The sequence below is a fragment of the Nonomuraea sp. NPDC003214 genome, from assembly GCF_053590035.1.
Window position 1 is genome coordinate 310,353 of sequence record NZ_JBSFSX010000006.1, and the last position, 12,608, is coordinate 322,960.

The window sequence follows — 12,608 nt, forward strand, 5'->3', positions numbered from 1 at the left end:
AATGCCCCTTGCATTCTCAACATCATCTCTTCACTCTTCTCCACAGAGGCGTAAAGATCACCTCTGCACCATCGCGGTGAAGGAGAACTTGTGCCGAGCACCCCCCGCTGGCGTGCGCTCCTGGTGGGAGCGATCGCATCGTTAAGTCTCGTCATCCCGCCCGGCGTGGCCCAGGCCGCCCCGGATCCCGGCAAGATCAGCGACTCCGTCCAGGCCCAGCTCGACGGTGACGGCAAGGCGACGTTCTGGGTGCGCATGAAGGGCGAGGCCGACCTCGGCGGCGCGCGCCGGGCCACCTCCAAGGAGGCCAAGGCCGAGCGCGTCTACGAGGCCAAGACCGCGCGGGCCAGGACGTCCCAGGCGGCCCTGCGCAAGCTGCTGGAGTCCAACGGCGCCGACCACACCCCGTTCTGGATCGTCAACGCGGTCAAGGTGACGGCCGGTCCGAAGCTGGCCGCCGAGATCGCCAAGCTGCCCGAGGTGGACAGGATCGACCCGATCCGCACCGTATCGCTGCCCAAGCCGGTCCCCGGCAAGGCCGAGGTCAAGGTGAACGCGGCCGAGTGGAACGTCGACCGGGTCGGCGCCCCCCGCGTGTGGAGCGAGCTCGGCAACCGCGGCGAGGGCATCGTGGTCGCCAACATCGACAGCGGCGTGCAGTTCGACCACCCGGACCTGGCGGCGGCCTACCGCGGCCGCGCCCCGGACGGCTCGCTGCGGCACGACTACAACTGGTTCGACCCGGGACGGGTCTGCCCGAGCGCGGCCCCGTGCGACAACAACGGGCACGGCACGCACGTGATGGGCACGATGGTCGGCGCCGGCGGCATCGGCGTGGCCCCGGGCGCCCGGTGGATCGCGGCCAAGGGCTGCGAGACCAACACCTGCACCGACGCCTCACTGCTGGCCGCGGGCCAGTGGGTCCTCGCGCCGACGGACCTGAACGGCGAGAACCCGCGCCCGGACCTGGCGCCGGACATCGTCAACAACTCCTGGGGCGGCGACGGCTTCGACCCCTGGTACAAGGCGACGGTCGAGGCGTGGGTGGCGGCCGGCATCTTCCCCATGTTCGCCAACGGCAACGAGGGCCCGGCCTGCGACACCAGCGGCTCGCCCGGCCAGTACCGGGTCAGCTACAGCGCGGGCGGCTTCGACGTGAACAACGCGCTGTACACGAACTCCAGCAAGGGCGAGGGCGAGGACGGCGAGATCAAGCCGAACATCGCGGCCCCGGCGGTCAACGTGCGCTCCTCGGTGCCGGGCGGCTCCTACGCCTCCTACACGGGCACCTCGATGGCCTCGCCGCACGTGGCGGCCACGGTGGCGCTCATCTGGTCGGCGGCGCCGAGCCTCCAGGGTGACGTGGACGCCACCCGGCCGCTGCTCGACAGCACCGCGATCGACGTGGCCGACACCGCCTGCGGCGGCACCGCGGCCGACAACAACATCTGGGGCGAGGGCAGGCTGGACGCCTACGCCGCCGTCCAGGCCGCACCGCAGGACGGCCTCGGCGGGCTGTCGGGCACGGTCACCTCGGGCGGCGCGCCGCTGGCCGGGGTCACGGTGACGACGGACGGCCCGACCTCGCGCAGCGTCGTGACCGGCGCGGACGGCACGTACGCGTTCGTCCGGCTGCTGCCGGGCGAGTACCGGGTGAAGGCGGAGAAGTTCGGCTACGACGCCGCCACTGTGACGGCGGCCGTGACCGCCGGCGCGACGGCCACGGCGGACGTGACGCTGGTCCAGCAGGCCACCGGCGTGGTGTCGGGCGTCGTGAGCACCGCCGGCACGCCCGAGCCCGGCGCCCGCGTGGCGGCCAGGGGGACCCCGCTGAGCGCGGTCTCCGACGCCTCGGGCCGCTACGAGCTGACGCTGCCGCACGGCGAGCACGTGCTGGAGGTCACGCCGTCCTCGCGCTGCGCGAGCCCCGCGACGGCGGCCGTCACGGTGTCCGGGAACGTGACCGAGGACGTCGAGCTGCCGTTGCGCGGCGACGACTTCGGCTACACCTGCCGCAGCGCCCCGGCGCCCTATGTGGCGGGCACCGACAAGCTGGCGCTCACCGGCGACGACGAGGCGCTCCAGGTGACGCTGCCGTTCGCGGTCCCGTTCTACGGCGCCGGCCAGAGCCGGGCGTGGGTGGCGACCAACGGGTTCGTCACGTTCGCGGCCGACCGGGTGGTGGCGGCGGGCAACAGCAGGCTGCCCGCGACGGCCACGCCGAACAACGCCGTCTTCCCGTTCTGGGACGACTTCGTGGTGGACGCGCAGGCCGGCGTCTACACGGGCGTCACCGGGACGGCGCCGCACCGGCAGTTCGTGGTCGAGTGGCGCAACGTCCGCTTCTACGCCGACGCCACGCAGCGGGTGTCGTTCGCGGCGCTGCTCGGCGAGGACGGCACGGTGAGCTACCGGTACAAGGACGTCGAGAGCGAGCGCGACCAGGGCGCGGCGGGGACCGTCGGCATCGAGAACGCGGCCGGCGACGACGCGCTGCAGTACCTCTACGAGGAGCCGGCGCTGGCCACCGGTCAGGGCCTGACGTTCAGCGCCTCCCGCCACGGCCTGGTGACGGGCGTGGTCACCGACGCCAACGACGGCGACCCGCTGCCGGGCGCGACCGTCAAGGTGGGCGACGTGGCGACGTTCACCACGGGCGCCGACGGCGGCTTCTACGGCCAGCTCCTGGCGGGTGACTACGAGGTGGTCGTGTCCAAGGAGCACTACGGCACCTTCACCCAGGCGGTCACCGTCGCCCCGGCCACGGTGACCCGGGTGGACACGGCGCTGGTGACGGGCCGGGTGGCCGCCTCGACGGCCGAGGTCACGGTGGTGATGCCGGCGGACGCGAGCAGGAAGCGGACGCTGGAGCTGACGAACCTCGGCTCGCCGACGCCGTACACGGTCACCGCCGACCCGGCGGGCGGCTGGCTCGGCGTCACGCCGGCCTCCGGCGAGCTGGCCAAGGGGCAGAAGGCGACGCTGGAGGTCACGGTGTCGAGCGACGGCGTGGCGGCCGGCACGGCCCGGGCCGGGAAGCTCGTCATCAAGTCCGCCAGCGGCCGGCAGCCGGTCATCGAGGTGACGGTGACGGTCGTGGTGCCCAAGCACCAGGTGGCCGTCGACGTGGGGGCGCGCCGCGCGTCCACCGACGCCGCCGGTGACGCCTGGACGCCCGACGCCCGCTACCGGGAGGGCGGTCACGGGTACGTGGGCAGCGGCACCCGCGAGCGCGACACCCGCAGGACCATCGAGGGCACCGAGGAGCAGACGCTGTTCCGCACGGCCCGCGAGGGCATGCTGGAGTACCGCTTCGACGGGGTGCCGGCCGGCGTCTACACGGTCGAGCTGGACTTCGCCGAGATCCGCGGCATGGACATGGGCCGGCGGGTGTTCGACGTGCTCGTCGAGGGGCAGCTCGCCATCCCGGCGCTCGACCTGGCCCTGGAGGCGGGCACGTACACGGCGGTCAGCCGGCAGTACACGGTCCGCGTCAGCGACGGCCAGCTCAACGTGCGCTTCGCCACCCGGCAGGGGGCGACGATCGTGAACGCGATCCGCGTCTCCGAGCGGCCGGACAAGACCGCACCGTAATCAGCGCCGTCACAGCTGATGCCGCCCGGGCTACCACCGCCCGGGCGGCATCTGTTACTGGTGGGTCATGCGACGTGTGCGGATCCATCGCGATCTTCCCGTGGAGATGCCCGACGGCGTGGTGCTGCTCGCCGACCGTTACGAGGCGCCCGGCGGCGGCCCGGCTCCGGTGGTGCTGATCCGCTCGCCGTACGGCAGGCGGGGCGTGTTCGGGTTCGTGTACGGGCGCGGCTTCGCCCGCAACGGCTTCCACGTGGTGATCCAGAGCTGCCGGGGCGGGTTCGGCTCCGGCGGGCAGCTCGACCCGCTGGGCGACGAGCGGGACGACGGCCTGGCCACGCTCGGCTGGCTGCGCGCGCAGCCGTGGTACGGCGGGTCGCTGGCCATGTTCGGCCCCTCCTACCTGGGCTACGCGCAGTGGGCGGTGGCGGCCGAGGCCGGGCCCGAGCTGAAGGCGATGGCCACGCAGATCACCGCCTCCCAGTTCCGCGACGCCGCGTACGTGGGCGGGGCGTTCGCGCTGGAGTCGGCGCTGAGCTGGACGACGCTGACGGACGCGATGTCGCGCCGGTTCGGCGGGGCGGCGGCGCCGCTGACGGCTCCCCGGCTGACGCGCCGGGCCGTGCTGTCGGGGCTGTCGGGGCGGCCGGTGTCCGAGCTGGACCTGGCCTCGGCGGGCCGCCCGCTGCGTTTCTACCGGGACCTGCTGGCCCATCACGCCGACCCGGCCGTGCCGTACTGGGACAAGCGTGACTTCTCCCCTCGGGTAGGTGAGGTGGAGGCGGCGGTCACCATGCTCGGCGGGTGGTACGACGTGTTCCTGCCGTGGCAGCTCAAGGACTACCTGGCGCTGCGGGCGGCGGGGCGGCGGCCGCAGCTGACGATCGGGCCGTGGTGGCACGTGGACGCGCGGCACGGGCGGGTGGCGCTGGCCGAGTCGCTGGCCTGGTTCCGGGCGCACCTGCTCGGCGACCCGTCGGGGCTGCGCGAGCAGCCGGTGCGGCTGTACGTGACGGGGGCCGGGGAGTGGCGCGACTATCCCGACTGGCCGGTGCCGGGCGCGCGGCAGGTGCGCTGGCACCTGCGCGAGGACGGCGGGCTGGAGCGGGAGCCGCCGCGCGCGGGCGGGGCGGACCGCTTCCGCTACCACCCGGACCATCCGACGCCGGTGATCGGCGGGCCGGTGCTGCTGGCCGACTCCCGGCCGCGCGACCAGCGGCGCCTGGAGGCGCGGCGCGACGTGCTCGTCTACTCCTCGGCGGAGCTGGAGTCGGACGTGGAGGCGATCGGGCCGGTCTCGGCCGAGGTGTTCGTCCGGTCCAGCACGCCGTACGTGGACGTGGTGGTGCGGGTGTGCGACGTGGGTCCGGGCGGGAAGTCCATGAACGTGTGCGAGGGCGTGCGGAGGCTGCGGCCGGAGCTGCCTGATAATTCGGAAATGCCCGATAAAGTGGGCGATGTGCGGAGAGTGCTGGTGGATCTGTGGCCGGTGGGCCACCGGTTCCGGCGCGGCCACCGCATCCGGGTCCACGTGGCCGCCGGCGCGTACCCGACGATCGCCCGCAACCCGGGCACTGGGCGGCCGCTCGGCGAGGGCGGGCCGATGGTGGCCGCCGACGTCGAGGTGTTCCGCTCCCCCGCGCACCCGTCCGCCGTGATCCTCCCGCTGTGCGCGCCGCTCGGCTGATGTCGCTGGTCCTGCTGCTGCAGGGCCGGGGCGGGATGACGGCGGCGGAGCTGGCGCGCGAGCTGGAGGTGTCGGAGCGGACCGTGCACCGCGACGTGCTGGCGCTGTCGGAGGCGGGCGTCCCGGTCTACGCCGACCGGGGGCGCGGCGGCGGCTACCGGCTGCTGGAGGGCTACCGCACCCGGCTGACCGGGCTGGACCGGGCCGAGGCCGAGGCTCTGTTCCTGTCGGGGGTGCCGGCGGCGCTGCGCGAGATGGGGTTGCAGGAGGTGGCCGCGACGGCCCGGCTCAAGGCCGCCGCCGCGCTCGCCCCCGGCCTGCGCGACGCCCCCGCGACCGCCGCGCAGCGCTTCCACCTGGACGCGCCGGGCTGGTTCGCCTCCGCCGACCCGCCGCCCGACGCGCTCGCGCCGCTTGCCAGGGCCGTGTGGAACGACCGCACGGTGAGCGCCTCGTACCGGGAGCGGGTGCGCGCGCTGGAGCCGTACGGGCTGGTGCTGAAGGCGGGCTCCTGGTACCTGGCCGCGCGCTCGCGCGGCCGGTTCCTCGTCTACCGGGTGGACCGGTTCGGCAGCGTCGAGCAGGACGGCGGCCGGTTCGACCGCGACCCCGGCTTCGACCTGGCCGCGTTCTGGGCCGCGCGGTCCGCCGAGTTCACCCGGTCGCTGCTGCGCGAGGAGATCACGCTGCGGCTGAGCCCGCTCGGGGTGCGGATGCTGCGGCACGTCGCCGACCCGGCGGCGCTGCCCGGCGCGCTCGCCTCGCTGCGGGCCGACGGCACCGTGCGGCTGGCCGTCGAGTCGGTCGAGGTGGCGTTCTCGCAGGTGCTGCGGTTCGGGCCGGAGGCCGAGGTGCTGGGCCCGCCGGAGCTGCGGGCCCTGGTCGCCGGCGCGGCGGCCCGCACGGCGGAGCTCTACCGCGCGGACCCCGGCCGGTAGGGACGGGCAGGACCGCTACCGGTAGTCCTCGGGGGCCGCGTCCTTGCCGCCCTCGCGCACCTCGGCGATGTAGCGCCACACCTGCGGCCTGCTGCCGTCGACGTCGGTGAACCCGTACGCCAGCGCCAGCTCCTCGCTGGAGACCGACCGGCCCGACCAGCGGGCCCGGCCGGGGTCGGCGGCCAGCGCGGCGACCGCGCGGCCCGCGTACGCCGGAGTCTCCGACACCCCGAACGTGGGATTCCCGGCGACGGCGTCACGCCAGGTCTCCTCGGTGACGCCGAAGTTCTCCAGCATGGCCTCCGAACGCAGGAAGCCGGGCGTGAGCGCCACCGCCGTGCCGCCGTGCGGGCGCAGCTCCTCGGCCTGCGCGTACGCCAGCCGGTTGACGGCCGTCTTCGCCAGGTCGTAGAAGATCGACTCGCGGTAGCGGGTGGCGTTGAAGTCGCTGGTGCCGTCGGTCACCTCCACGACCAGGCCGCCCTCGTTGCGGATGAGCAGCGGCAGCAGGTGGTGGCTGGTGATGAGGTGGGTGTCGACGGCCAGCCGGAGCAGGCGCAGGCCCTTGTCCAGGTCGTGCTCCCAGACGGGGGTGTGCCACTGCCACAGCGCGTCGGCGCCCCAGACGTCGTTGACGAGCACGTCCAGCCTGCCCTGCTCGCGGTCGATCCGCTCGGCCAGCGCCCTGACCTGGGCCGGGTCCAGATGGTCGACGCGGACCGGGATGCCGGTGCCGCCGGCGGCGCTCACCCGCTCGGCGGTCTCCTCGATGGTCTCCGGCCGGTTCATCTCCGAGCGTCCCTCGCGCGTGGACCTTCCGGTGCAGTAGACGGTCGCGCCGGCGGCGCCCAGTTCGACCGCGATGCCCCGTCCTGTGCCGCGGGTCGCGCCCGCCACCAAAGCAATCATGCGGCCACCCTGTTCCGGTAAGAGGACATCCTCTGTCATGTTTTCCCCGTTCGTCGCGGGGAGCCGACCATTCGCCGATCGCTGGCCTGACCCGATTTCCGGGCGTGGTTAATGTGCCGGGCAGAGCCGCGGCACGGGCTTCGTCGCGGCCCGGTGGCGGTGGCCGACCCGGACCGGACTTTCTACGCTAAATCGTGATAAAGGTGACATTGGGGTTAATATCCCCGCAGCGTTACTCTCCCACCACTGACCGCGAGTCACGGGCCCGGTCACGGCGCCCCTGGCTCCTGACGTGGACACGGGAGACACCGATGACCACCCCCCGAGACGCCGAGCCGCGGACCGACCGCAGCCCGTGGAACTGGCTGCTGTTCGTGCCGATCGTGCTGCCGCTGCTGACGTTCCTGTTCAACGCGGACGAGCCCCGCCTGCTCGGCTTCCCCCTGTTCTACTGGCTGCAGATCGCCTTCATCGCCGTCGGCGTCGGCTGCACCACGCTCGTCTACCGGATGACCAAGTGAGCGCGCACACGACCGAGCTGGTCGTCTTCACGCTGCTGTTCCTGCTCGTGAGCGGCATGGGCTTCGTCGCCGCCCGATGGCGGCGGCCCGAGAGCATCGAGAGCCTCAACGAGTGGGGGCTGGGCGGGCGCAACTTCGGCACCTGGATCACCTGGTTCCTGGTGGGCGGCGACCTCTACACCGCCTACACGTTCGTGGCCGTGCCCGCGCTCATGTTCAGCGCCGGGGCGCTCGGCTTCTACGCGCTGCCGTACACGGTGGTGATCTACCCGCTGGTGTTCCTCGTGCTGGCGCGGATGTGGTCGGTCTCGCACGTGCACGGGTTCGTCACGCCGGCCGACTTCGTCCGGGCCCGGTTCGGCTCGCCGACGCTGGCGCTGCTCATCGCGATCACCGGCCTGGTGGCGACGATGCCGTACATCGCGCTGCAGCTCGTCGGCATCGAGGCGGTGCTCAAGACGATGGGCATCACCGGGCACCTGCCGATCATCATCGCGTTCGCCATCCTGGCGGCCTACACCTACCAGTCGGGGCTGCGCGCCCCGGCGCTGATCGCGTTCGTCAAGGACACGCTGATCTACGTGGTGATCCTGGCGGCCGTCATCTACATCCCGGCCAAGCTGGGCGGCTGGGGGTCGATCTTCGACGCCGCCGCGGCGAAGTTCGCCGCCACGCCCAACCCGGCGGACGGGATCACGCTGAACGCCTCCAACCAGCTCCAGTACATCACGCTGGCCTTCGGGTCGGCGCTGGCGCTGTTCCTGTACCCGCACAGCCTGACCGGCGCCCTGGCGTCCAGGAACCGGGCCGTGATCAAGCGCAACATGTCGGCGCTGCCCGCCTACAGCTTCCTGCTCGGCCTGATCGCGCTGCTCGGCTTCATGGCCATAGCCGCCGGGACCAAGCCGGTCGTGGGCGCCAACGGCAAGGCGGACACGAACACGATCGTGCCCGCGCTGTTCGACCAGATGTTCCCCGACTGGTTCGCGGGCGTCGCCTACGCCGCGATCGGCATCGGCGCGCTGGTGCCCGCCGCGATCATGTCGATCGCCGCGGCGAACCTGTTCACCCGCAACGTCTACCGCGAGTACCTGAACAAGAACGCCACCGACGCCCAGGAGGCCAAGGTCTCCAAGCTGGTGTCGCTGGTCGTCAAGGTGGGCGCGGTGCTGTGCATCCTGATGCTCGACCCGCAGTTCTCCATCGACCTGCAGCTCATCGGCGGCGTCATCATCCTGCAGACGCTGCCGTCGGTCGGGCTGGGCCTCTACACGCGCTGGTTCCACAAGGGCGGGCTGATCGCCGGCTGGGCGGCCGGGCTCGGCGCCGGCCTGTGGATGCTCTACCTGATCCCGAACCCGGCCAGCGGCAAGGCCCACTTCGGCGGGTCGGCGTTCTCGCTGGGCAACCTCGGGTTCGACACCAAGATGACGATCTACGCGGGCTTCCTGGCGCTGGCCGTGAACCTGGTCGTGGCGGTGCTGGGGACGTACCTGTTCCGGGCGCTGAAGGTGGCCGACGGCAAGGACGCGACGGCGCGGAGCGACTACTTCGCCGACGAGGGCGACCCGAAGGTCAAGCCGATGGACCTGACCGGGACGCACTGACCCGGCCCCCGGCCCCGTGCTCGGGGACGGCGGCGGCGAGCGCCTCCTCGGGGGTCAGCTCGCCGCCGCGCCGGTGGGCGGCCCGGTAGGCGTCCTCGGTCAGGTGCCGGCGGATCGACGCGGTGATCCGGTCGACGTCGCCCCGCTCGGCGGGCGGCAACGGCATCCCAACGGAGTCCCTGGCGGCGTGCGCGGCGCCGAGCAGCACGGCCGCGCCCGTGTGGCGTCCGGCGAGGGCCTGGGCCCCGGCCAGCCCCTCCAGGGCCAGCGCCAGGGCCCTGGGGTCGCCTGTGGCTTGGGCGGCGGCCCACCCGTCCAGGTGCAGGCGCAGGGCCCGCTCGGCGTCGCCGCGCAGCTCGGCGACGAAGCCGAGCTCGGCCAGGGCGAGGGCGCGGCCCGGCTCGAAGGCCATCGCGGCCTGCCAGGTCAGCACGTGGCGCATGTGGGTCTCGGCGGCGTCGAGCCGTCCCTCGCGGCGGGCGGCGAGGCCGAGCCCGACCTCGGCGTGGATCTCCCCGGGCTTGAAGCTGTGCTCGGCGGCCAGGCGCATCGCCCGCCGGTGGAGCTCCCGCGCCCGGGCGTGGTCGCCGGTGAGCATGGCGACGTTGCCCAGGCTGGTCAGCCGGTCCGCGGCCTCCGGCCACAGCCCGAGCTCCTCGGCCAGGCGGAGCCCTTCCCGGTGCAGGCGGGCCGCGTGCTCGTAGTCGCCCGCCATCTCGGCCAGCGCGGCGAGCGGTTCGGCGGTCTGCAGCCGCCCCCAGGCGTCGGCGAGCCCGGTGAACAGCTCCGCGCTGCGCCGCCCGTCGCGGGCCAGCCGGTCGAGGTCGCCGCGCACGTGCGCCTGGTTGGCCCGCACGCTCAGCGCCGCCGCGGTCCCCCAGGTGTCGCCCAGGGCGCCGAACTCCTCCAGCGCCCGGTCGACGAGCTCCTCGCTGGCGGCCTGGTCGCCGACCCCGAACAGGGCGAAGCCGAGGAACCACCGGGCTCTGGCCCGCTCGCCCGGGCCGGTCACGCCGCGCAGGAGCTCCGCGACGTCGCCGTACGGCATCCGCCCGGCGCCGTCGCCGACGAGGGCGGCGAAACCCGCCCGCCACGCCCGGGCCTGCGCACGGGGGGACGCCTCGGCGGCCGGGTCGCGGACGGGCAGGGCGAGCGCCGCGTCCAGGGACCGGCCGGCCGCCCGGAGCCTGCCGCGCAGGAACCAGTACCAGCTCAGCGCGTTGACCAGGGCGAGCGCCTCCCCGGCCGCGCCCCGGCGGACGGCGTCGTCGAGGACGCGCCCGAAGTTGGCGGCCTCCGCGTCCAGCAGGCGCAGCCCGCGCCCCTGCTCGGGGCCGTGCAGCAGCGGCGCGGTCAGGCGGGCCAGGCCGATGTGGTGGGCGCGGTGGCGCCCGCGTACGTCGTCCTCCTCGCCCGCCTCCCGCAGCCGGGCCAGGCCGTAGTCGGCGACCGATTCGAGCAGGCGGTAGCGGGGCCCGTCGGCGTGCTCGGTCATGATGACCAGCGAGCGGTCCACGAGGCGGGCGAGCAGGTCGAGCACGTCCTGCGCGGGCACGCCGGGACCGGCGCAGACGGCCTCGGCCGCCTCCAGCGTGCTGCCGTCGGCGTGCACGGCGAGCCGGCGCAGCACGGCGCGCTCGGGGCCGGTCAGCAGGTCCCAGCTCCAGTCGATCGTGGCCCGGAGCGTCTGCTGGCGGGGCGGCGCGCCCCGGTAGCCGGTGGCGAGCAGCCGGAAGCGGTCGTCGAGGCGGCTGGTCAGCCCGCGCACGCCGAGGGCCCTGACCCGGGTGGCGGCCAGTTCGAGGGCGAGCGGGATGCCGTCGAGCCGGCGGCAGATCTCCGCCACGTCGCGGGCGTTGCCGGCGTCGAGCCTGAACCCGGGCGCCACGGCGGCGGCCCGGGCGACGAACAGCTCGACGGCGCTGGAGCGCGCCAGCGTGCCGGGATCGGGCTCGGCGGCGGGTGCGGGCAGCTCCAGCGGCGGCACGGCCAGGACGACCTCGCCGGGGATGCCCAGCGGCTCCTGGCTGGTGGCCAGGACGCGCAGGCCGGGGGCGCGCCGGAGCAGCAGCGCGGTCAGCTCGGCGACCGCGCCCACGAGGTGCTCGCAGTTGTCGAGAAGCAGCAGCAGCCGCTTGCCGGCCAGTGCGCCGGCCAGTGCACCGGCCAGGCCGAGCGCGGGCGGGGCCGGCTCGGCCGTGCCCGCGCCCTCACGGACGCCCAGCGCGGTCATGACGGCCTCGGCGACCCGGGCCACGGCGTCCGGGCCGCCGTCAGGGGTCAGCGGGGCCAGCTCGACCAGCCAGGAGCCGTCGGGGAAGCCGCCGCCGAGCCGGGCCGCCGTCTCCAGCGCGAGCCTGGTCTTGCCGACGCCCCCGGACCCGGTCAGCGTCAGGAGCCGCGCGGCGGCCAGCACGGACGCCGCCTCGCGCACCGCGCCCTCGCGGCCGACGAGCTCGGTCAGCGGAGCGGGCAGGTTCGTCGCGGGGCGGCGGGCGGGGGCGGGCGCCGGGTCGCGTTCCAGCAGGGTCCGGTGCAGGGCGGCGAGCTCGGGCCCGGGGTCCAGGCCCAGCTCGGCGGCGAGCCGGGTGCGCAGCTCCCCGTAGGCGGCCAGCGCCTCGCCCGTGCGCCCGGCGGCGTGCAGCGCGCGCAGGTGGAGGACGTGCACCCGCTCGCGCAGCGGGTGGCGGACGGCGAGCTCGTGCAGCTCCTCGGCCACCTCCAGGTGACGGCCCAGCCTGATCAGGGCGTCGGCGCGGGCCTCCAGGGCGGCCAGGCGGGCCTCCTCCAGCCGGGTGACGACGGGGCGGGCGAACGCGGCGTCCGCGAAGCCGGAGAACGCGGCGCCCCGCCACAGCGCGAGCGCGTCGGACAGCAGGCCCGCCCGGGCGGCGGGGTCGTCGGTGGCGCGGGCGCGGGCGGTGAGCATCGAGAAGCGGCCCATGTCGACGTCCTCGGGGCGGGTGCGCAGCAGATAGCCGTCGTCGCGCCGCGCCAGGAGGTCGCGGCCGCCCTCCTCGGCGCTCTCCAGCGCCTTGCGCAGCTGCCAGATCCGCGTCTGCAGCGCGGCGGACGGGTCGCCGGGGGCCTCGCCGTCCGCCCACACCTCGTCGGCGAGCCGGTCCGCCGACACGGGACGGCCCTCGTACGCCAGCAGGACGGCCAGCAGCAGGCGGGTCTTGAGGCCGGGCACGGTGACCGGGCTGCCGTCCGCCCGCCACACGCCGAGCGGCCCCAGCACCCCGAATCGCATGAGATCCACGGTAGTGCAGCGCCGGGACGTGCCGGGAGCCGCCCGAGCGCGGGACGAGAGCGGGTCGAGAGCGGGACGTGAGCCGGTCGAGAGCGCCCC

7 protein-coding genes are annotated in these 12,608 nt (G+C 74.5%); 5 read left to right on the forward strand and 2 right to left on the reverse strand.

Annotated features, from left to right (window positions below; translation table 11 throughout):
- The first annotated feature begins 90 nt into the window (after nucleotides 1-90).
- The 3 genes from ACWDXC_RS20520 to ACWDXC_RS20530 all read left to right on the forward strand — a co-directional run bounded on the left by ACWDXC_RS20520 (nucleotide 91) and on the right by ACWDXC_RS20530 (nucleotide 6,219).
- Nucleotides 91-3,594: a S8 family serine peptidase gene (locus ACWDXC_RS20520; protein WP_449984153.1), complete on the forward strand. Its 3,504-nt coding sequence runs from the start codon at nucleotides 91-93 to the stop codon at nucleotides 3,592-3,594.
- Between the two features lie 67 nt (nucleotides 3,595-3,661).
- On the forward strand, nucleotides 3,662-5,281 hold the full coding sequence (locus ACWDXC_RS20525; protein ID WP_449984156.1) for a CocE/NonD family hydrolase: 1,620 nt from the start codon (nucleotides 3,662-3,664) through the stop codon (nucleotides 5,279-5,281).
- On the forward strand, nucleotides 5,263-6,219 hold the full coding sequence (locus tag ACWDXC_RS20530) for a helix-turn-helix transcriptional regulator (RefSeq protein ID WP_449984159.1): 957 nt from the start codon (nucleotides 5,263-5,265) through the stop codon (nucleotides 6,217-6,219). The genes ACWDXC_RS20525 and ACWDXC_RS20530 overlap by 19 nt, the downstream gene beginning before the upstream one ends.
- A gap of 15 nt (nucleotides 6,220-6,234) precedes the next feature.
- Here the strand turns inward: ACWDXC_RS20530 and ACWDXC_RS20535 are convergent, their stop codons facing one another.
- Nucleotides 6,235-7,128, reverse strand: coding sequence for an SDR family oxidoreductase (locus ACWDXC_RS20535; protein ID WP_449984162.1), 894 nt, complete (start codon nucleotides 7,126-7,128; stop codon nucleotides 6,235-6,237).
- Nucleotides 7,129-7,439: 311 nt separating this feature from the next.
- Between ACWDXC_RS20535 and ACWDXC_RS20540 the strand changes: the two genes are divergently transcribed.
- Complete coding sequence (locus ACWDXC_RS20540; RefSeq protein WP_219513799.1) at nucleotides 7,440-7,649, forward strand: DUF3311 domain-containing protein; 210 nt, start codon at nucleotides 7,440-7,442, stop codon at nucleotides 7,647-7,649.
- Nucleotides 7,646-9,256, forward strand: coding sequence for a monocarboxylate uptake permease MctP (gene mctP, locus ACWDXC_RS20545; protein WP_357591662.1), 1,611 nt, complete (start codon nucleotides 7,646-7,648; stop codon nucleotides 9,254-9,256). Before ACWDXC_RS20540 ends, mctP begins: the two co-directional genes overlap by 4 nt.
- Here mctP and ACWDXC_RS20550 read toward each other — a convergent pair.
- Nucleotides 9,225-12,509 (reverse strand): BTAD domain-containing putative transcriptional regulator, encoded by a 3,285-nt coding sequence (locus ACWDXC_RS20550; protein WP_449984165.1) that lies wholly within the window; start codon nucleotides 12,507-12,509, stop codon nucleotides 9,225-9,227. The genes mctP and ACWDXC_RS20550 overlap by 32 nt on opposite strands.
- Between the last annotated feature and the right edge of the window lie 99 nt (nucleotides 12,510-12,608).